Below are 19740 nucleotides of genomic sequence, written 5' to 3' on the forward strand. Positions count from 1 at the left end.
CGTTCCTATGTGGAAGGTTGATGGTGTTTAACGAACGAAGGGCAGTGTAATGCTTATTGTGTTAAAATTTCACAAATAAAATTTCACATTGTGAATTTCACAATTGGATAGGAAATTACACAGGTAAAATTTCACAACATGAAAAACGTCAGCAACCTCCTGCGAAAGTCGCATTTTTTGGGCACCAAGATTCGAAACTTGCGTAAAAACAACCACTTAACCATGGAGGATCTCTCCTCCCGCTGCGTTAAGATCAACGCCGAAATGGCGCCATCCGTCTCTTATCTGTCGATGATTGAACGTGGCAAACGGGTACCCAGTGAAGGCATGCTGGAGGTGATTGCTGAAGTTTTTCAGAAAGATTTGAGCTGGTTTCTGGACGATTCGCCCGCCGACGAGGAGTTAACCCCGGTCAAAAATAACCGCGGTGGCATTTCCGGGATGGCGCTGGAGCCGAGCTTTCTCTTCTCCAAAGATATTCTGCAGATCGCACTGCCGGAGATGCTTGCCCAGACCGGCACCAGTGGCCGCCAGTTCGCACAGCTGCTGATTCGCGCCTACCAGGAGTACCACCGCAACCACTTTCCCGACCTGGAACGGGCCGCCGAGGAGGTGGGCCAGAAGCGGATGCCGCTGGATGAGCACGATCTGATCGCCATTGCCGGGCGCATGGGGCTGGAGATTCACTGGTTTGATGCGGTGCCGGAGGAGATCGCCGATGAGACCGGCGTGCGCTCACAAACCCTGGTGCGTTCCTACTTTGAACCGCCCAATAAGATCTGCTTGAACGAGCGCCTGAAGAGCCAGCCAGACCGTTTGAAATACGACTTGGCGGTGCATTTGGGGCACTGCACACTGCACGACAAAGATGGTGTGAAGAGTTTGCTGCTAACCGGCCGCAGCCAGGGCATTACCCTCAATCAGGGGGAGGTTGGCGTGGCCTACTCATCAGAGGTAAACCCGCTCGATATTCTGCAGGCCTGGCGGGATTTTGAGTGCAGCTTTTTTGCCGGTGCGCTGCTCTGCCCGAAGGTACCGTTCCGCCAACTGCTCGACCGCATGGCCTACAGCGTCGATGTGCACAAGATTATCGGCGTCACGCCGGCGGTGGCCATGCGGCGGATGACAGCGGTCTCCTCCTACCCACACTGGCACTACTTTGATGCCTATGCCCCGGGCACTCTTAAGGCGGTCTATCGCGGCAATGGCATCCCCCTGCCGTGGGGCAATATGCGGCTGGTGGCCGACGCCTGCCAACACTGGGCGGTGTTTCGCATGATCAATACCGATGCCGAGCACGACTGTGCCCAGATTTCGGTTATGGAAGGCGCCGGCGGGCCGCGCATCTACGCCTGCCAGTCGCGTAAGGTGCAGGACCTGGCCGATAACGACCATGTGCTGACCGTGGGTATCGACCTCAATCCGGCGCTGGATGCGCAGCATCAAAATGGCCACGAGTTGGCGGCGGTGCTGCGCGAGGCCTGTGTGCAGGGCGGCGGCGAGGCGGCCATTCCCAAATCGATCAGCCGCGATCTGCTGCGCACCGCTAAGATTCTTAATATTGGCTGGGTAGAGTCGGGCCTGGGGGGCGAGGCGCGACTGATCTGTTCGCGCGGGGCGGTCTGCCCGCGGACGCCTAAGTGTTATGGCTGATTACCTATGTTTATCAATCGATCTCCTGATCGATTGATAAACACGCCCTCGTCAATGCTGGCGCAAAAACGTCGTTTTGCTGGCATCGCCTCGGGCTCGCATTGGCCCGCTGGGCCAATGGCGGTTCTTTTTGTTTAGGTTTACGCATCGATATCCATATCGATGCGTAAACACGCCCTCGGCAATGGCGGCACAAAAACGTCGTTTTGCTTGCATTGCCTTGGGCTTGCATTGGCCCGTTGGGCCAATGGCGGCACATCCTTGTGCCGCGGGGAGCACTGTTTTGAGTGGGGTGGTTTTAGGGCTAGTGATGGGTTTATGTTTGCTTATCGATCTCCTGATCGATTGATAAACACGCCCTCGTCAATGGCGGCGCAAAAACGTCGTTTTGCTTGCATCGCCTCGGGCTCGCATTGGCCCGCTGGGCCAATGGCGGTTCTTTTTGTTTAGGTTTACGCATCGATATCCATATCGATGCGTAAACACGCCCTCGGCAATGGCGGCACAAAAGCGTCGTTTTGCTTGCATTGCCTCGGGCTCGCATTGGCCCGTTGGGCCAATGGCGGCACATCCTTGTGCCGCGGGGAGCACTGTTTTGAGTGGGGTGGTTTTAGGGTTAGTTGATGGGGTTATGTTTGCTTATCGATCTCCTGATCGATAGCTAAACACGCCTTCGTCAATGGCGGCGCAAAAACGTCGTTTTGCTGGCATCGCCTCGGGCTCGCATTGGCCCGTTGGGCCAATGGCGGCACATCCTTGTGCCGCGGGGAGCACTGTTTGGGCATGGGTGGCTTGGGGGTTAGTTGTTGGAAATGTTTTGCTAACCGATCTTCTGGTCGATTAGCAGATGTGCCAGGGAAATACTGGCCGAAATGCGCCAGCCGAGCGAAGCGAGTCAACCTCCCTGGGGTGGCCTTTTAGCGTGGAAAGCTGTACTTGGATAATTTGCTGGTATTGCCTTGTGCCGCGGGGAGCGCTGTTTTGTCTTGGGAGGCATAGGCACTGGTTGATAGGGCTCACTCGCGGGTGGAAAAGCCTGAGTTGAGCTAAGCTGGGTAACGCTTATGGCGGTGGATTTCATGCGGGTTTAAGCCCGCCCTGGTGGGTGGATTAAGATCCGGAGAGTCGGTGCTGACGCCCGCGTAGCCGGTGGTGTTGGGGTAGGGCGTTTGGTTGGCCAGACGCTTGTTTATCGACTTCGGTTGTGTTCCCATTGTCGGCCGTTTTTTAACCTCGAGAGTACTGTTTAGTGACCTATTGCTTAGGAATCAAAGTCAACCAGGGCATCGTGATGGTTTCCGATTCGCGCACCAGTGCGGGAGTGGATAACATCAGCAGCTACAGCAAGATGTGGCGTTATGGTGTGCCGGGCCAGCGTCAGTTTGTGATCTGCGCGGCGGGCAACCTGGCGACGACTCAGGCAGTGATCACACAGGTGGAGACCGATATCGCCAAAGTGGCACCGGTAAGCCTCAATACCGTCGCCACCCTGGCGGAGGCAGCGGCCTACCTGGGCAAGGTCAATGTTAAGGCACAAAAGAGCAATACCGGCGGCGGCCCGCTGTTTGAGTGCACCTTTCTGCTGGCCGGCGAGATTTTGGGCTCCAGCAACGGTCTTTATCTTATCTACTCCGAAGGTAACTACATTGCCGCGTCCAATCAGAAGCCCTTTTTGCAGGTAGGCGAAACCAAATATGGCAAGCCGATTCTGGACCGGGTGATTGTTCTGGAGACGCCGATCGAGAGCGCAGCCCTCTGTGCGTTGGTCTCTATGGATGCCACCATCCGCAGTAATTTAACCGTCGGCCCGCCCATTGAGTTGGCGATTCTGGAAACCGGCACCCTGCAGCCTGGCTACTACTACTCCTACTCCGACGACGACGAGTTTTTGCGTGATCTGCGGAGTTCATGGGATAGCTTGATGCAGCAGGCCTTCCAGCAGCTGCAACCACTGCCCTGGCAGCCCACTCGGGCACCGGCACCGCCGGTTAGCCAGAGCTGATCCGGAGTAGATCAAACACCCCGGGTGGCGTTTCTGTGTAATATTCGCAACAGGAGCGTCACTCCTGGCTGAAAATGAACAAGCAAAGCGGTAGATAACGATTATGAAAACACCCTATCAGTTGCTCGGCGAGGAAGGTATTAAAGAGCTCGCCAACGCCTTTTACGACGTTATGGATGAACTGCCCGAAGCGCAGACCATACGCAATATGCATGGCGAGAACCTGGATGAGATCAAGCAGAAGCTAACCGATTACCTCACCGGTTGGATGGGTGGGCCGCCGGTCTACCACTCTAAGCACGGCACCGTCTGCCTGACCGACCCCCACGCCGGCTACGCCATTGGGCCCAAAGAGCGGGATCAGTGGGTGGCCTGTTTTGAGAAGGCGCTGGAGCGGGTTAACGCCAGCGATGAGGTAAAAGCGATGTTGAAAGAGCCGGTGTTGCGCATCGCCTCGGCGGTACAAAACCGCGAGACTTCCCCCAGCGATAACACCGACCCGAACATTATTGCCATTGGCTAGCAGCACATAACAGCAGCCATCACCTGGGTCGGAACACAAAAAAGCCGCGTAACTACGCGGCTTTTTCTATTTGGCGGGCTTATTAGGCTAACGGCTGTTGGCCCCGCCACTGGGTGTTAGGGCAAGCTTCAGGCGTGTTCATCCTTGGCTGAGTGACGCTCAACAAAGGCTGCGTAATCTTCTGCCAGGCTGCGTCCACCTTCGCGGCGATCGACCGATTTACGACGCTTGCGATGGAACAGGTCCAGGGGGAGGTCTTTACATCGATCGGCTTCAAGGCGGCGGTCTTTGCCCCGACGGCGGTTAACGAAGACGATTTGGTCTGCTTCAAGGCCACTTCTTGCTGGCACTTCATTTCTCCTTCACATCACAATCACCAACACTTATCAAGGAGTATAGATGGTTTAAATTTGACTGCAGGGCGTTATCTAGCGCTTTTTTTTCTTAGCAGAGATTCCTAAATACCCAAAATGTATTAATTGGTAGATCGCTTATTCGAATGTGAAGTGGGTCACACGTTGGCTGGGTCCTTTGGGGTGCAGAGTTTTAGAGACCGCTTGGTTGGCACTATTTTTTCAAACCCTCCTGCAAACCAGCGTGGAGAGGTACAATCGTCTCCTCGACCATGGCAAAACTTAAGATGACTCAGGTGACCTATGACTCAGCCCATTGCAACCGCAATCCGCACCAAACTGACCGAGGCGCTCAGCCCCTCGGAGTTGTCAGTAATCAATGAGAGCCACATGCACAATGTGCCGCCAGGCTCAGAATCCCACTTTAAGGTGGTGGTGGTCAGTGATCAGTTCCAGGATAAGCGGCTGGTCCAGCGCCATCAGATGATTTATCAACCGCTGCAGGCGGAGCTGGCCAACGGCGTGCACGCCCTGGCGATTCACGCCTACACCGCCGATGAGTGGCAGAAGCAGGGCATTGCACCCGAGTCACCCAAATGCCTGGGGTAGAGAGCGCTTGAGCGAGACCGGTTTGGCGCCAGTGTGATGAGAGCGGAGCCTGGGGGCTCGAAATCTGCCGCCAGTTGAGTATAAAATGCACGCCTTTTTTCCATCGCACCCTGTTTACGGCAGGGCGGGGAAGTTGTTACACACGCGAAAAAGGTGATTTATGTCTGTAGTTGTTGCGGCCATGTACCGCTTTGTGGCGCTGCCGGATTTTGAAGCGCTGCGCCAGCCCCTGCTGGACTTCTGTAGTGCTCAGGGCATTAAGGGCACTCTGCTCCTGGCCCAGGAGGGGATCAATGGCACTGTCGCTGGCAGTCGCGAAGCGATTGATGCCCTGTTGGCTTATCTGCGCCAGGATCCACGCCTGGAAGCCATCGACCACAAGGAGGCGATCCACGAATCTTTGCCGTTTTATCGCATGAAGGTAAAACTGAAGAAGGAGATAGTCACCATGGGGGTGGAGGGGATCGATCCCAACCAGGTGGTGGGTACCTACGTCGCCCCCCAGGATTGGAACGCGCTCATCTCCGACCCGGAGGTGTTGCTGGTTGATACCCGCAACGACTACGAGGTGGGCATTGGCACCTTCAAAAATGCCATCAACCCGAAAACCACCACCTTTCGCGAGTTTCCCGACTACGTTAAGGCCAACCTCGACCCGGCCAAACACAAAAAGGTGGCCATGTTTTGCACCGGCGGTATCCGCTGCGAAAAATCGACCGCCTACCTGAAAGAGCAGGGCTTCGACGAGGTTTACCATCTGCACGGTGGCATTCTCAAGTACCTGGAAGAGGTGCCCGAAGCCGAGAGCCTGTGGCAGGGCGAGTGTTTTGTGTTCGACAACCGGGTGGCGGTGAACCACCAGTTGGAGAAGGGCCAGTACGACCAGTGCCACGGTTGTCGCCGGCCTATTACCGAGCAGGACAAACAGTCGCCTTACTATCAGCGTGGGGTCAGCTGCCCGCACTGTTACGACCAGTTAACCGATGAACAGAAGCTCCGTTTCGGCGAGCGCCAGAAGCAGATTGAACTGGCCGCCGGCCGCAATGAGGCCCACATCGGCGCGCCACCACCCGCCCGTCAGCTGCGTCGTTCCCGTCAAGAAGGGTAAATTCCGGTCTCCTGCGGCACCGAAGGTTGTCAGTTTCTGCTGTTGACCTTTTGGTGCCTAAATCCTCTTAATAGCTACGGCTTTCAGTGGTTTTGTGTCACCGTTCCTATTGAATGGGCGTTTTTTAGGCTTTCAAATTCTTAAAAGTTATAAGAGTTCACAAATCTCTAGGTAAATTTGTGTAAAGGGGTTCCTATGGTTGGGGACCAGGTTTAGAATTGCCGACTCAATGCACTGCTTAAGAGTTTATGGAGTATGTCAGGCATCGATTTTGATGACTGGGATGTGAACCTGGAAACCCTGTCTGCCACCCACGCTTGCGGATTTTCCCTGTCTGTCGAAGGTTCGGTTCGCAACCCATCTGCTGTTCACCCCGGGCCTTTCCCCAAAAATCTATCTTCCCTGGAGCAGGTGCGTCTGTTGCGTCACGGTGTGGAAGCGCTGGCGAAAGCGGCCAAGCAGGGCGCGCCCACCAAGCCAAGTGCTCCGAAAGTGGTAAACCGGCCGAGCTACAACAACAGCAACCGTCCGAAAAAATCCCTGTTAACCCTGAAGCGCAAAAGCTCCACTGACTAGCGCTTCAGTGGCTACCCGCCAAGCGTTGCTCCTCATTCCTGTTGTTCCTGATGCTTGCGCGGCTGCGGGTGTGTTTATGGCTGCGCTTTAAGCCAGGGCCTCTTGCACCAGCGCCAGGCTGGCCTCTGAAAGTGGCAGTTTGAGGGCGTGGGCGTGCCCCGCGGCAGACATCTTGTGCCAGGTCTTTTGAATAATATCGATCAGTTTGCTGTGTTCGTGCTGGTTGGCGAAGTCGTCCAGGTAGTACTGCAGGAAAACCAGGCAGATGACATCCTCCAGGGTTTGTACCAACTCATCGCTCTTTAATTGGCGCTTGGTCAGCAGCTGTTTGACCCGGGCCTGATCCTCCTCCGAATAACCTTCTGCGGCCATCAACTCGGCGGTTTTCTCTGCGTGCATCTTGCCCAGTTCTGTGCGCCACTGTTTGTAGCCGGGCTTGGTTTTGGGGTAGTCGCTGCGAGGAATCTGCCAGCGGCCAATGTGCTGGGCGCGGGCGGCGATGGTGAGCAGCTCCGGTGCCTCGGGAAAGTGGGCAGCCAGGCTGTCGCTCATCCGCTGGCTGTAGAGCAGCTCTTTGGGCCAGCTCTTGCCGTTGGCCTGTTCCTGGTTTGGGTCTTGGGTGTTGACTTGATCGATGGCCGCCAGAGTGGCGCTGAGTCGGGTAGTGGTCATTGGTGGGTCACCATAAGCAGGTTTTGGAAGTAAGCCGGCACCACCTGGGTGGCCGGGCCGTAGTGCTGTTCGTGAAAATGACTGGCGCCGACCGAGGCCTCCAGATTGAGCTCAACGGTGTGGGCGCCGTACTGGCGTGCCATCTGCTGGAAGCCGGCTGCTGGGTAGACATTGCCGGAGGTGCCAATAGAGACAAACAGGTCGCAATGTTCCAGAGCCGCTTGAATCTCGTCCATGTAGAGCGGGATTTCGCCAAACCAGACGATGTGTGGCCGCAGCCGGCCGGGCTGTGCGCAGCAGGGGCAGAGCTCGTCGCTTTCCAGAGGGGTGCGCCGTTCAAACACCTGGCCACTCACTGCGCAGTGCACTTTTAACAGTTCGCCGTGCATATGCAGCAGGTTGTGGCTGCCGGCCCGCTCGTGCAGGTCGTCGACGTTTTGGGTGACCAGGGTGAATTGCCCGGGAAAGTCGCGCTCGAATTCGGCCAGCTTGCGGTGGGCGAGGTTGGGCTCGGCACCGGTGACCAGCTGCTCCCGGCGCAGGTTGTAGAAGCGCTGCACCAGGGCGGGGTTGGCGGCAAAGGCCTCGGGGGTGGCCACCTCTTCCACGCGGTGATCCTCCCACAGGCCGTTGTTGTCGCGAAAGGTCTTTAAGCCCGATTCGGCACTGATGCCGGCACCGGTAAGCACAACCACCGATTGCGGTGGGAATGAGGCCTTCATTGGGAGTACTCCTTGTTGTCCTTGCCGGAATTAAAACAATTGCTGGGGCTTTGGGAAAGAGTCAATTTTTGCCCCAATGGCCGCCTGAAGAGACAGATTCCACTGCAGCAAGGGCTGGCGCGTGATGACCAGTGCCAATTGCGCTGCGCCTGAAAATTTCAGTTCAACTCTTTTTATTTCCGCCGATAACCCTTCCATAAGCGGCACTCAGAGCCGTTGGCGGTGGATTGGCCAGTAAGTTTACGCAGAAGCAACCAGCAAAAGAGTTGCAGAGCGATCAGCCAACCGCCGGAATAATCGTATACACAGTCAAATAGGATGCAATTATCGTGGAAATGAGTATTGCCAATGAAAATCGTCGTCTCCGTGAAATCATTCAACAACTGCTCGACCGTATTGATGAGAACCAGAAGGTTCTAAGCCACTTTCAAACCTTTGAGCTGATGCTCTTGGATGTTAACAATCTGCACTCACTGTTTAACCTGCTGCTGGATGAATCCTGCCGCCACTTTCGCCTGGCGAGCGCCAGTTTACTGCTGCTGGATGAAGACGCCAGCCTGGAGGCTCTGCTCGATAACAGCCAGGTAGGCAACTTCCACAACCGTTTGCAGTTGCGTCAAAACCCCGATTTTTACCACAAGCTCTACCCTTCGGAGCCGCGCGTAATGCTGCAGGAGGTGGATGTGTTAACCGCCACCCGGCTTTTTCCCGGGGCACCCAAGGTGGGCAGTGCCGCCTTCCTGCCGATTATTTTTCAACACCGGTTAATTGGCAGCTTGCACTTTGCCAGCAGTGAAGTAGGCCGCTTTACGGCCGATAAAAATACCGATCTGCTCGACCATTTTGCCGCCGTCACCAGTGTTTCTATTCAGCACTGCCTGGAGCGCGAGGCGCGCGAGCTGCAGGAAGAGATTGACCCACAATCACAACTGGGTAGCGAGCGCTATTTTCGCCGCGCCCTGGAGCGTGAACTGGAACGTACCGCCCGCAATAGTTGCTACCTGGCCTGTGTCACCGTCGATTTGACTGGCGCTGAGTTGATTGCCGGGGCGCTGTTGGTAGAGGTGGCGCAAGCGGTGCGTGGTTCGGTGCGCAAGGTGGATATCTGTGGCTTGATCAAACCGAACCAGTTGGCGGTGTTGATGCCGGATTCTGACTCCCGTCAGGCGCTGGCGGCCGCCGGCCGCATCAACAAAGCGCTGTTGGCGGTTGCGGGTGTGTCCGAGCTGGATATCCGTATTGGAGCCAATGCCTGGAAGTCGCGTAAATCGAAGGTGGTGATCAGCCCGGAGAAGTTGCAGGAGGCGGGCGTGGTACTGCTTGAAGGCGCGTTGACTAACGGGAAGAGGGTGGCGGAGTAACCGCCGGCAGGGTGACCAGGTAGCGTCTGTCCCAAAGTTTGCCGGTCACCCACATGGCTTGGCGCTGCTCGCTCCAGGCCAGGCCGTTGAGCACCTTCTCACGGGCGTTGGCGCCCGTCCGATGGCCTCGCGCCAACTCGCTGAAATCAACCACCGCCAACACCTGGCCGCTGGTTGGATCGATGGCAATAATCTGGTCGCTGAACCAGCGATTGGCCCAAATCACTCCATTCACATATTCCAACTCATTAATCGCCGTCCAGCGCTGGTCGCCGCCGGTAACGGTAATGCTCTTTACTTTCTCAAAGGGTTCCGGCTGGTAGAAGTGCAGGCGGTCGGTGCCATCGCTGACGATCAGATATTGGCCGTCGTTGGTCAGCCCCCAACCTTCGCCCAGGTAGTAGTGCTGGCCGACGGGATTCCAGTTGCGATCAAACACCCGCATCTCGCCCTTGCGCCAGGTGAGTAGATAGAAGTAATCCTGAAACAGGGTTAACCCCTCGGCAAAGAGATCTTTCGGCAGTTTTTTGCTGGCCAGCAGCGAGCCGTCGGCCGCCTTGTAGCGCGCCAGCAGTGATTTGCCGTAGCCGCCACTCGACTCATAGAGCCAGGGGCCATCGACCAGGAGCCCCTGAGTAAAGAGCTGAGGTGGGTGGGCTTGCAGCTCCAGAATCTGGTAGTCGAGAGTGGGGGGTGCCGGTGCTGCCAGCGAGAGGTTGGCCAACAGGGCAGCCAGCGTCACAACCAGCATAGGCCATCGCAAGATACGGTTGCGGCTAAGCGGTTGATGTGGGCGAGGCTGTTTCAAGCGGTTAGTCACTGGCCGTTATGGAGGCGGCCAGTGTAACCAAGGCGCGTGCGCCCGAGCAAGCCGTAGGTATTGCGCGCTGCTCTCGGGCTTAAGGGCGATTCTTTTAAAAAGGCGAGTCTCGGTTGCGGGCGTGGGTTGTCTGGCGCTCAGCCATTGCTATCACTGACTGCCAATGGCTCGGGTCGAGCCCGCTCCGAAACGTATTTCACTGCATCGCTGACGACACTGACCACCTTGTCTTGGATCTCCTGCTGCTCCTGGGGAGAGAGGAAGAAGGTCATATCAACATCGTAGCGGATGTAACGCGGCGGCAGATGGTTGAGTGCCACGCAGGCGACATCGGCCAGAAATTCACCATCGCTGCGGGCGCGTTCACTCTGTTTGGCTACCTCGGCAATGACCAGCTTTTCGTAGAAGTTGTGGATGCTGTCGAGTGTGGTGCCAGGGTGGTTGTGCGGGTGAGTTTGCAGCAGCATAGGGGACTCTCGTTTGGCTAAATTCTGGTTATCTCTACAGTTTAGTTGTAAACACCGGGCTTGCACGCTTAGCGGCGGTTGCGGGTGAGGTCGCGAATGATAAAACGGGCTGGGTGTAACGCCTGGGCCAGTGGCTGGCTAACCGGGCTGGGCTCCCCCAGCAGGTGTGCGGCCAACAGCTGTGCCGCCAGGGGGGTGTAGGCCAGGCCGCGGGAGCCGTGGCCAACATTGACGAACAGGCCAGGGTGGTAGGCGCCGGGCTCGTGGATGGGGGTGAGGGCATTTTTGCGCAGGGCGGCAAAGTGTTGATCCATGGTCTCGACCATGGCCACCGGGCCCACCAGCGGCAGGTAGTCGGGGGTGGTGCAGCGCAGGGCCGCCCGGCCGGCGACAACCTTTAGCCGCCACTCACTGACCAGCGCCGGGACTATCTCCGCCAATTGCGCCAGGTTGCGCTGATGCTCCGCCGGGCGTAGGTCCGTGCCTTCATCGCCGGGGCAGAAGGTGGCTCCCAGGCAGTGCTGCCCAGCCAGAGCCGGCGCCACATAGCCCTCGCCACAAATCACGGTTTGCAGGGCTTGGCTGTTGGCGGTGGCCGCCACCTGGGTGATCTGGCCGCGCACGGGTTTCACCGGCAGGTGGGCGGTTTGGCTGAACTGCCGGCAGTCGTTGGCGTTGGCGATAACCACGGAGTCGAATTGGCCCAGGCTCTGGCCTGAGTCATTAAGCAGTTGCCAGCCGTTGTTATCGGCGGCCAGGGTTTGCACCCGGCAGTGGCTGCGCAGCTGAATATTCGGGTGCTGACTCAGGCGCTTGCACACTTGCGTTGGTTGCAGCCAGCCGGCATCGGCAAAGTAGAGTCCGGGGTGCTGTAGCTCGGTGCCGGCAATCGCGCTGGCCTGCTCGGCGGTTAACCAGCGTACCAGGCTCTGTTCGCCCAGAGTGGCAACCAACTGCTGCTGTAGCTGGGCGGCGGGTTCGGATTGAGCCAACTGCAGTACGCCGCAGCGATCGCCCAGCCCCTCTGTTGTGGCAGCAAGCTGGCGATAGTGGCGCAGGGCGTAGAGCAGCGCCTGCAGGTTGAAGTCGGCCTGGTTACTGGCCTGGGCACCGAGTTTGGCGTAGAGCACCCCCTGAGGATTGCCGGAGGCGGCCTGGGCAACCTCGGCCGACTGATCAAACAGGGCTACCGCCAAGCCGCGTTCGGCCAGGGCCCGGGCGCTATGGCAGCCGGCCAGGCCGGCACCAATCACGGCCACCTTGCCAGAGCGCAAGGGTGGGTTGGTGTTGACTGCCCAGGCTTTATGCGGGCTGCGCTGGGGCTGGTTAGCCGCCTGTCCGGCTTCGGTGCTAGCGCGGGTTTCGCCAAAGCGGGCGGTAAGCATCTCCCGCTTGCGGCCATAGCCGGGCACCTTGGCGATGGTGAAGCCAACCTGTTGCAGCCCGCGTTTAACGGGGCCGGCGCAGGTAAAGGTGGCGAGTGTGGTGCCTGGGTGGCTCAGTTGTGCTATGCGCTCAAACAGGGGTGGCTGCCACATCTCCGGGTTTTTGGCCGGGGCGAAGCCATCCAGAAACCAGGCGTCCACCGAGTGGTGGGCAAAACCCTGAGGAAAGGCGGGGTGGCGGCAGGCCTGCAGTGCCGCCAGGCCGGCGGAGGCATCGTCGAGAATAAGGGTTAGGCGCACGGGCCCGAAATCGAGCCGGTGAAAACCGGGAGCGAGTACCTGTGGGTAGGCCTGTTGCAGTGCCTGGGCCTGGTTTTGAAGTTGTGGCCAGAGCGCCAGCGCCTGCTGCAGGTCGGCCGGGAGCAAGGGAAAGCGCTCGACGCTGATAAAGTGCAAGCGGGCTTCGGGGTGGGCCACCTGCTGCCACAGCTGCCAGGCGGCCAAAAAGTTCAAGCCGCTGCCAAAGCCGGTTTCGGCAATGACAAACTGCTCGCCAGCTTCGAGATTCTGCCAACGCTCGGCCAGTTGGTTGTGCTCGAGAAAGACAAAACGCGTCTCCGCCAGACCATCGTGACGGGAGAAGTAGACGTCGTCGTACTGGTCGGAGAGGGGTTGGCCGTCGGCACTCCAGTGGACCTTGGCTGTGGTGATGACTGGCGGTTCGCTCACAAACCCAACTTCGGCTTGAGTTGCTCGCACCACTGTTGGATACGCTGCTCGGTGAGGTCGAACTCGTTCTCTTCATCGAGCGCCAGGCCAACGAAATGGTGGCCATCCTCGGTGAGTGCCTTCGACTGTTCGAACTCGTAACCTGCGGCGGGCCACTCGCCAATCAGGTTTGCGCCCAGGGCTTTTAATTTGGCGTGCAGATAGCCGAGGGCATCGAGAAACCACTCCGGGTAGCCCACCTGGTCGCCGAGGCCAAACAGGGCCACGGTTTTGCCGGCGAAGTCGACCTCATCGATCTCATTCCAGATCTCTTCCCAATCTTCCTGCAGTTCGCCGTAGTCCCAGGTGGGGATGCCCATAATGAGATAGGGGTAGAAGCTGGCAGTGACTATGGGTTCGTCGGCGATGTTAAACAGGTCGACGTTCTCCTCACCCAGGGCGGCGACGATCTTCTCGGCGGCCATCTCGGTGTAGCAGGTGGAGCTGCCGTAAAAAAGTGCAATTTGGGCCATTGATTGAGGGGTCTCCTGGATTAAACCGCGCCGGCAAAGTTGTTCTGCCGCCAGGCCTCGTAGACGATAACCGCCGCCGCGTTGGAGAGGTTCATACTGCGGCTGCCGGCCTGCATGGGGATTCTGAGTTTCTGCTCAGGGGCGAGCCCGGCCAACAGCTCATTGGGTAGGCCGCGGGATTCGGGGCCGAGCACCAGGTAGTCGGAGTGCTGAAAGGCCTCCTCGTGGTAATAGCGTTGGCCCTTGGTGGTGATGGCAAACAGCCGCTCGGGTGTTTCGCTCTCTAAAAAAGCCTGCCAACCATCATGTACCACCAGATCTTTCCACTCGCCGTAATCGAGCCCCGCCCGCCGCAGCCGCTTGTCATCCAGCTCAAAGCCGAGCGGTGCAATCAGCTGCAGGTTGCAGCCGCTGTTGGCGCACAGGCGGATGATGTTGCCGGTGTTGGGCGGAATTTCAGGCTCGTAGAGCACAATGTTGATCATAACTACAGGAAAACGGTGAAAAACGGCGGCCGATTATAAAGGAGCCGCCGCAAAAGTGCAGGCTAAAAAGGGTGTGGTTTTAGGCCTCCTGGCGATCTTCCAGGGCGATATCGAGGCCCAGCTCTTCGGCAATCAGATCGAGGGCTTCGTCGAGCTCGGCCAGGTTGATGTTGTCGGGCATTTGCGCTTTGCCGCGGGCGGTAAACATGGGTTCGCCGGACCAGGGCATACTGGAGCACTCACTGGAGAGCTCCAGCAGGTTGATTCCGCGTCGGGCGAGCGCGCCAGAGACCTCTTTGATGATGCCGGAGCGATCGGGGCCGACGATGGTGAGCTCGAAGGTGGCCTCAAACTGGCTGGTGGTTTGCGGGCTGGACAGCTGGGTGGCAACACTGAACCCTTTGTCGCCGAGCTGGGTAAGCGCCTGCTGCAGGGGCGCGAGGTTCTGTTCGGTAATGGCGATGGCAACAATACCGGCAAATTTGCCGTGCAGGTGGGCCAGTTGGCTCTCCAGCCAGTTGCCGTTGTGGTTGGCGATAACCTCCGCCAGCTGTTCGACAACACCGGGCCGGTCATCGGCGATTACAGTAAGGATTAAATGTGCGATCATAGCGGCGCTCTTTATAGTGGTGTTTTTTTAGCGGTAATTCAGGGTGCAGATGTATGATTATCCCCCATTCTCAGCTTAGCGAGGAAGCCCTGCAGGGGATAATTGAAGAGTTCGTGAGCCGGGAGGGCACCGACTACGGACACTTGGATTACTCTTTCGAAGAAAAGTGTCTGCAGGTGAAAAGACAAATTGAGCAGGGGGCGGTCACCATCGTTTACGACGAAGCGCTGGAGACGATTAACCTGGTGCCCACCGAACACCTCTCTGAACTCTGAACACTCTCTAATTTTAGCCCGGAATCGATAAAAGCCCGCCCCCGCCGATTATGTCAACCACCCGACTCGAAACCGACCACTGGATCATTAATCTACCTGAGCAACCCTTTGGGGGACTATTATTGGCTCATGGTGCCGGTGCTGGTAAGGAGCACAGCTTTATGGAGTCGATGGCGACTTTGTTGGCACGGTTGGGGCTGCTGATTATTCGTTTCGACTTTGACTATCGTCGGCAGATGGCCATTACCGGCAAGCGCCGGCCTCCCGACAAGATGCCAGTATTAATCAGCCGTTTGCAGGCTGAGTTTCTGGCGGCCCAGGCGGCTTATCCGGAGCTCAGCTGGTTTGTAGGGGGCAAATCCATGGGCGGGCGAGTGGCGCGCACCGCCGGAGAGCAGTTACCAGAACTGGTTGGTGTGGTCTGCTTCGGTTATCCATTTCATCCGCCCAAAAAGCCTGAAAATTTACGGCTGGAACCGTTGCAGCAGATCTCGCCTCCTACACTGGTAGCCCAAGGTACTCGCGATCCGTTAGGGGATGAAAGTGAGGTTAACGGGTATGCTCTGGCCGAAAGTGTCGAGCTTTTTTGGCTGGCCGATGGCGATCATGATTTAAAGCCCCGGGTGCGCTCCGGCTATACCCACGAACAACATCTGGCCGCTACAGCCGAGCGGGTGGTGGCGTTTTGTCGTGGTTTGATTTAAAGGGAGATGGGTGGCGCGAGGCCAGGAGGTCGGCGTGAGTCATACCCACGCCATAAATTCGCTAATGAATGGGGGTATCGGTAATTTCCAGGTCGGATAGAATCCACTCCGCCAGGCTCAACCAGCACTCGATCAGCTCTTTGAGGATCGCCTTCTCTTTGCCGGCGCTTTTGGGCTGGAACAGGGCCCGCTCACCAATTTTGGTCAGCTCCACGATCACCAGTCCAATGGTCTCAATGTTGAGGTGTAGGCCCAGGAAATCTTCGGCTATGGGGCCCTCTTTCAGGCGCTGGTGGCGGATTTCGCTTTGCAGTTGGGAGGCCAGCTTGGGGGCGTGCTCCATTAATAGAACACAGGTTTCTCGGAAGTTGATAGGGCTTATCGCTACTCGGGAAGAGTTAAAGTCCAAAGCCGATCTGGTTGCTATCATCGATATCGTTCTCTTAATACCTATCAGTGGTTTATGAGCTGGTTGTGGTTGACCAGTCATGACTATTGCCTCCTGCGATAGCCTTGATTTGAGTTTAGCAGTGGATGGTGGAAAATCTCGCCAGAACCAAAGAAAATTAAAACTGTTACCTTTTCGCGCCAAAATTGTGTGCCAGCGTTTGTAGGCCGGCCACATTTAGGATGATTTTTTTACTTTATTAGTGAGTAGTACTCTAGTTATGACTAATGAGCCCAAGCACGATTATCTGTTGGATGCCAGCGGCTTACTCTGCCCCGAACCCATTATGATGCTACACAACGCGGTGCGCGATGTGGCAGAGGGCCAGGTGATAAAAATGATCTCGACCGACCCATCCACACAGCGGGATCTCAATCGCTTTTGTGAATTCCTTGGTCATGAGTTGTTATTTGAAATGGAAGCGGACGGCACCTTTTATTTTTGGTTAAAAAAGGTTTGAGCGGTTATTTTTTGTGCTTGGCTAGGAGTTTACAAAAAATTAGCGGATCAAAAATTGTGCAGGAATGATGGTAAATACTATCTAAATTTCCGTGCTCTGGAAAAGGTGCTGGGTATTAAAAAAACACTATTTTTATAGGGACAAAATATTCGCCAGTGTAGGTATAAAGTTTTTACTGTATTTCTTAACGGCCATAACTATGTGCAGGAGAGCAAAAGTGAAATTGCCAATAGCGCAGTGACAGAATTTGCATAGGTATCTGGCTGGTGTAGGAAAAAATGAGCCGGGTTGAAAATGTTCCGTGGGTTTACTCAATTAAATAAATAGGGATGTTGTGGGGGAGAGTTGGCCGCAGCCACCATTGGTTTTGTTGGCTGTGGGAGAGGAGGGAGGTGCTGGGCGGTTAGTAGCAACCGCCCAGCGGCTTGAAATTAACTTTGTTCCACTAGCAGCGAAATTGCCGCCATGGCCTCCGGGTCTTGAGCTTTAATTTTGTTGGCGATTTGGTGTTGGAAAAAATAGCGGAAGCTATCGCTACTTTGCGCCGGATAGAGGCAGTCGTCACCGGGTAAAATGGGCGTGCTAACAACCTTATCTTCATCAGCCAGCATCGCTAAAATGGTGCCATCCTGTAGCAGCTGCCAACTGATTACTTGTGTCAGGGTCAGGCTTTGAAAACCATTGTCTGACAACACGGCGTGGGTACCAATCGTATCGGGGATCTCTTGGATGACCGTATCCGGCTCTTCGCACTGTAGCTCGTAGTACTCGGCTGCGGTTTCCAGTTCCACCACCTTGTGGATTGGAGCATCATAAAAGACTTCATCGATTCCAGGGTCGTAATATCCCTCCCAGGTTCCATTCAATGGATCGCAAATTTCAGTACAGGGAACGATATCGTTCAGCCAGGGGACCAAAGCGACCACTTCACCATTGGCGCGTAGACCCCAAGCCAAAATCTGCAGGCTGTAGAGTACATCACCGCTCGTGTCGTTAGAGTAGAGGATTTCAAGACCATCCAACTCAGGGGAGAGCCGGATAAAACGGTCGTCGTGCAGCTGCGAGAGTGTTTTCCCGCTAAAGATATCGACCACGTTGTCCAAGTTGCGGCCATTTTTCGAGGTCTTCATAATGTACCTCCATGCGGTAGCCCGGTTACAGACGTTACCCGGTTGGGGATGGAAATTTGGCACCACCACTACATAAGGTATATGGTGTTTCCACAAAGCACAACAATTAGATGTAAAAAAGCCGCGCAAAGTTCATGCCTGCCTTTTCATTGTTCACCAATTCGGAAATTTAGCCCTTTGTCACTTTACTATTTTGCTTATGGTTCCAATATGAATCCGGAGCGCCTAGTGGCCCGCGGAGTCACTGTTTTGGAGGCCCAAAGTGCTTATCTGCCCGATGTGGCGCTGCGTTTTAATAAGCGCTCAGCAACACCGGGTTGCGGCCATGCCAACGTCTGCTATGAACCGGGTGGCCGTGTTGAGGGCGTGCTTTACCGGTTTGGTGCAGACGATGATTTCCGTAAACTCGACCGTTTCGAGCAGACACCCGTCAACTACAGCCGCGAGATACTTCCCCTGGTTGCCGATGGGGTGTCCCACCGGGCGTGGGTCTATATCGGCAATCGGGCGGTTTTGGCCGAGGGGTTAAAGCCGGAGCGGTGGTATATGAAACACCTGTTGGCGGGTGCTGGGTTTTTGTCCGATGCCTACCTGCAGTTTTTATTGGCGTTCGATTGCATTGAACACGATCCACAAGATCGGCCCCTCCATTTATAATGCGCCCGCCTCCGATAACGAACCCAGTGCCCAATTGATGAACCGAGTACCCAGCCACGACGCGCTGCTGCTGCAGCGGCTGTTTAACCAATGTTTTGCCGAAAGTGAAAACACCCTTTTGCAAGGCGAGGCGAGCGAACCCCTCTACCAACCGGGCAAGAATCCCGGAGCGCCTCATACGATCTTTTTTACTCAGGACTATTTTGCCAGCGCTCTGCACGAAGTGGCTCACTGGTGTGTGGCCGGGCCCGAGCGGCGCCAACGGCTGGATTATGGTTACTGGTATGCGCCCGATGGCCGCAATGAGCAGCAGCAACGGTTGTTTGAGCAGGTAGAGGTGAAACCCCAGGCCATGGAGTGGTTGTTCAGTAGAGCCTGCCAATTCCGGTTCCGGGTGAGTGCCGATAACCTGCAATCGGGCTTCGCTGCCAGTGATGATTTCAAACAGGCGATCAGTGAGCAGGTGCAAAATTACTTAGCCCAGGGGCTGCCCGCACGGGCTCAGCGTTTTCTCGATTGCCTGGCCACTGAATTTGGCGGTGACTACTGCTCGGCCGACTATACCTGGACGAATCTGTGAGCCCTGCTGACGATGTCCTTTTGGTGGATGCCAGTATCTATATCTTCCGGGCTTACTTCTCTATGCCCGACCACTGGCAAAGCGATGAGGGTTTTGGCACCGGTGCCGTTTATGGTTATGGCCAGTTTCTGTTGAACTTAATTGAGCAGACCGGGGCCAGTCATCTGGCCTGTTGCTACGACGAGAGCCTCACTCACTGTTTTCGCAACCAACTCTACCCCGCCTATAAAGCCAATCGCGAGCTACCCGATGAAGCGCTCGCATTCCAATTGCGCGCCTGTCGGGAGTTGTCGCAGCTGCTGGGCATTCCAAGCCACGCCAGCCCGGTGTATGAGGCCGATGATCTGATCGGTGCGCTTATGCAGCGGGCGCATTGTGAACTGGCGGAGCAGCGGGTGGCCGTGGTGACCCGGGATAAAGACCTGGGCCAGTTGTTGGCGCGGGAGCAGGACTACCTCTGGAATTTTGCCGATCAGGAGCAGCTCTTTGCCGAGCAGATCGTCAGCAAGTTTGGTGTCCGGCCTGAGCAGTTGGTCGATTACCTGGCCCTGGTGGGTGATAAAATCGACAACATTCCCGGTGTGCCCGGCGTGGGAGCCAAAACCGCCGCCGTGATGCTGCAGCACTACGCCTCCATCGAGGCGCTGTTTGCCAATCTGCCGGCGCTGGTCAATCTCCCTGTGCGCGGCGCGAAAAGTCTGGCAACCAAACTGGAGCAACACCTGGAACAGATCGCGCTGGCCAAAATGTTGGCCACGATTGTTACGGACATCCCCTTCGATGAGGGGGTGGATCCACTGCAACGGCAGAGCGCCGATCTGCCGGAGCTGCGCAAATTTTGTGAGGCCATGGGTTTTCCCAGGCTGATGACCCGCCTAGAGCGGCTGCTGGGGTAGGGG

General features: G+C 56.5%; 25 protein-coding genes. 13 read left to right on the forward strand and 12 right to left on the reverse strand.

The genetic code is table 11. From position 1 onward, the window contains the following. The first annotated feature begins 138 nt into the window (after positions 1–138). The 3 genes from SBL51_RS15750 (at position 139) to SBL51_RS15760 (ending at position 4178) form a co-directional block, all read left to right on the forward strand. Complete coding sequence (locus tag SBL51_RS15750) at positions 139–1653, forward strand: DUF3612 domain-containing protein (RefSeq protein ID WP_317932040.1); 1515 nt, start codon at positions 139–141, stop codon at positions 1651–1653. Positions 1654–2902: 1249 nt separating this feature from the next. Further along, complete coding sequence (locus SBL51_RS15755) at positions 2903–3655, forward strand: peptidase (protein ID WP_317932041.1); 753 nt, start codon at positions 2903–2905, stop codon at positions 3653–3655. 103 nt (positions 3656–3758) lie between these two features. Then, positions 3759–4178: a group II truncated hemoglobin gene (locus SBL51_RS15760; RefSeq protein WP_317932042.1), complete on the forward strand. Its 420-nt coding sequence runs from the start codon at positions 3759–3761 to the stop codon at positions 4176–4178. A gap of 128 nt (positions 4179–4306) precedes the next feature. On the opposite strand, the gene SBL51_RS15765 is transcribed toward SBL51_RS15760, so the two are convergent. Further along, positions 4307–4528 carry a hypothetical protein gene (locus SBL51_RS15765; protein ID WP_317932043.1) on the reverse strand — a complete coding sequence of 74 codons (222 nt, stop codon included), beginning with the start codon at positions 4526–4528 and terminating at the stop codon, positions 4307–4309. 306 nt (positions 4529–4834) lie between these two features. On the opposite strand from SBL51_RS15765, the gene SBL51_RS15770 reads away from it, so the two are divergent. The 3 genes from SBL51_RS15770 to SBL51_RS15780 all read left to right on the forward strand — a co-directional run bounded on the left by SBL51_RS15770 (position 4835) and on the right by SBL51_RS15780 (position 6824). Further along, the gene (locus tag SBL51_RS15770) at positions 4835–5140 is read left to right on the forward strand and encodes a BolA family protein (RefSeq protein WP_317932044.1); all 306 of its coding nucleotides are present in this window, start codon (positions 4835–4837) and stop codon (positions 5138–5140) included. A gap of 160 nt (positions 5141–5300) precedes the next feature. Next, positions 5301–6248, forward strand: a complete 948-nt coding sequence (locus SBL51_RS15775; protein ID WP_411860491.1) for a rhodanese-related sulfurtransferase — start codon at positions 5301–5303, stop codon at positions 6246–6248. A 255-nt stretch (positions 6249–6503) separates the two neighbouring features. Beyond that, positions 6504–6824, forward strand: coding sequence for a hypothetical protein (locus SBL51_RS15780; RefSeq protein WP_317932045.1), 321 nt, complete (start codon positions 6504–6506; stop codon positions 6822–6824). An 87-nt stretch (positions 6825–6911) separates the two neighbouring features. Here the strand turns inward: SBL51_RS15780 and SBL51_RS15785 are convergent, their stop codons facing one another. Genes SBL51_RS15785 through SBL51_RS15795 form a run of 3 tightly spaced genes read right to left on the reverse strand, consistent with a single transcriptional unit; the run spans position 6912 to position 8416 of the window. After that, complete coding sequence (locus SBL51_RS15785) at positions 6912–7496, reverse strand: DUF4202 domain-containing protein (protein WP_317932046.1); 585 nt, start codon at positions 7494–7496, stop codon at positions 6912–6914. Next, positions 7493–8218 carry a Sir2 family NAD+-dependent deacetylase gene (gene cobB, locus SBL51_RS15790; protein ID WP_317932047.1) on the reverse strand — a complete coding sequence of 242 codons (726 nt, stop codon included), beginning with the start codon at positions 8216–8218 and terminating at the stop codon, positions 7493–7495. Before cobB ends, SBL51_RS15785 begins: the two co-directional genes overlap by 4 nt. Before the next feature lie 30 nt (positions 8219–8248). Next, positions 8249–8416: a hypothetical protein gene (locus tag SBL51_RS15795; protein ID WP_317932048.1), complete on the reverse strand. Its 168-nt coding sequence runs from the start codon at positions 8414–8416 to the stop codon at positions 8249–8251. A 137-nt stretch (positions 8417–8553) separates the two neighbouring features. Here SBL51_RS15795 and SBL51_RS15800 point away from each other — a divergent pair, with 137 nt between their 5' ends. Further along, entirely contained in the window at positions 8554–9579 is a 1026-nt protein-coding gene (locus SBL51_RS15800) for a DUF484 family protein (protein WP_317932079.1), read from the forward strand. Here the strand turns inward: SBL51_RS15800 and SBL51_RS15805 are convergent. The 6 genes from SBL51_RS15805 to SBL51_RS15830 form a co-directional block, all read right to left on the reverse strand. Further along, positions 9554–10330 (reverse strand): glutaminyl-peptide cyclotransferase, encoded by a 777-nt coding sequence (locus tag SBL51_RS15805; RefSeq protein WP_317932049.1) that lies wholly within the window; start codon positions 10328–10330, stop codon positions 9554–9556. The genes SBL51_RS15800 and SBL51_RS15805 overlap by 26 nt on opposite strands. Before the next feature lie 206 nt (positions 10331–10536). Continuing rightward, on the reverse strand, positions 10537–10866 hold the full coding sequence (locus SBL51_RS15810) for a late competence development ComFB family protein (protein ID WP_317932050.1): 330 nt from the start codon (positions 10864–10866) through the stop codon (positions 10537–10539). 68 nt (positions 10867–10934) lie between these two features. Beyond that, positions 10935–12980: a bifunctional tRNA (5-methylaminomethyl-2-thiouridine)(34)-methyltransferase MnmD/FAD-dependent 5-carboxymethylaminomethyl-2-thiouridine(34) oxidoreductase MnmC gene (gene mnmC / locus SBL51_RS15815; protein ID WP_317932051.1), complete on the reverse strand. Its 2046-nt coding sequence runs from the start codon at positions 12978–12980 to the stop codon at positions 10935–10937. After that, a complete protein-coding gene (gene fldB, locus SBL51_RS15820) occupies positions 12977–13492 on the reverse strand; it encodes a flavodoxin FldB (RefSeq protein WP_317932052.1) in 516 nt (171 codons plus the stop codon). Before fldB ends, mnmC begins: the two co-directional genes overlap by 4 nt. Before the next feature lie 20 nt (positions 13493–13512). After that, complete coding sequence (gene trmL, locus SBL51_RS15825; protein ID WP_317932053.1) at positions 13513–13977, reverse strand: tRNA (uridine(34)/cytosine(34)/5-carboxymethylaminomethyluridine(34)-2'-O)-methyltransferase TrmL; 465 nt, start codon at positions 13975–13977, stop codon at positions 13513–13515. 79 nt (positions 13978–14056) lie between these two features. Next, a complete protein-coding gene (locus SBL51_RS15830; protein ID WP_317932054.1) occupies positions 14057–14587 on the reverse strand; it encodes a glycine cleavage system protein R in 531 nt (176 codons plus the stop codon). 53 nt (positions 14588–14640) lie between these two features. Here SBL51_RS15830 and SBL51_RS15835 point away from each other — a divergent pair, with 53 nt between their 5' ends. Continuing rightward, positions 14641–14862 (forward strand): YheU family protein, encoded by a 222-nt coding sequence (locus SBL51_RS15835; protein ID WP_317932055.1) that lies wholly within the window; start codon positions 14641–14643, stop codon positions 14860–14862. Between the two features lie 50 nt (positions 14863–14912). After that, positions 14913–15566, forward strand: a complete 654-nt coding sequence (locus SBL51_RS15840; RefSeq protein WP_317932056.1) for an alpha/beta family hydrolase — start codon at positions 14913–14915, stop codon at positions 15564–15566. A 61-nt stretch (positions 15567–15627) separates the two neighbouring features. On the opposite strand, the gene SBL51_RS15845 is transcribed toward SBL51_RS15840, so the two are convergent. Further along, a complete protein-coding gene (locus tag SBL51_RS15845; RefSeq protein ID WP_317932057.1) occupies positions 15628–15996 on the reverse strand; it encodes a hypothetical protein in 369 nt (122 codons plus the stop codon). Positions 15997–16234: 238 nt separating this feature from the next. On the opposite strand from SBL51_RS15845, the gene tusA reads away from it, so the two are divergent. Then, a complete protein-coding gene (gene tusA / locus SBL51_RS15850) occupies positions 16235–16474 on the forward strand; it encodes a sulfurtransferase TusA (protein WP_317932058.1) in 240 nt (79 codons plus the stop codon). Between the two features lie 431 nt (positions 16475–16905). Here the strand turns inward: tusA and SBL51_RS15855 are convergent, their stop codons facing one another. Beyond that, entirely contained in the window at positions 16906–17604 is a 699-nt protein-coding gene (locus tag SBL51_RS15855) for a hypothetical protein (RefSeq protein WP_317932059.1), read from the reverse strand. An 81-nt stretch (positions 17605–17685) separates the two neighbouring features. Between SBL51_RS15855 and SBL51_RS15860 the strand changes: the two genes are divergently transcribed. From SBL51_RS15860 to SBL51_RS15870, 3 genes are read left to right on the forward strand one after another with little or no spacing between them, the layout of a single operon-like run. Further along, positions 17686–18261: a gamma-glutamylcyclotransferase family protein gene (locus tag SBL51_RS15860; protein ID WP_317932060.1), complete on the forward strand. Its 576-nt coding sequence runs from the start codon at positions 17686–17688 to the stop codon at positions 18259–18261. Then, positions 18224–18841: an elongation factor P hydroxylase gene (locus tag SBL51_RS15865; RefSeq protein WP_317932061.1), complete on the forward strand. Its 618-nt coding sequence runs from the start codon at positions 18224–18226 to the stop codon at positions 18839–18841. Before SBL51_RS15860 ends, SBL51_RS15865 begins: the two co-directional genes overlap by 38 nt. After that, positions 18838–19737: a 5'-3' exonuclease H3TH domain-containing protein gene (locus SBL51_RS15870; RefSeq protein WP_317932062.1), complete on the forward strand. Its 900-nt coding sequence runs from the start codon at positions 18838–18840 to the stop codon at positions 19735–19737. The genes SBL51_RS15865 and SBL51_RS15870 overlap by 4 nt, the downstream gene beginning before the upstream one ends. The last annotated feature ends 3 nt before the right edge of the window (positions 19738–19740 follow it).

The organism is Halioxenophilus sp. WMMB6 (assembly GCF_033283405.1).
Taxonomy (GTDB): domain Bacteria; phylum Pseudomonadota; class Gammaproteobacteria; order Pseudomonadales; family Cellvibrionaceae; genus Halioxenophilus.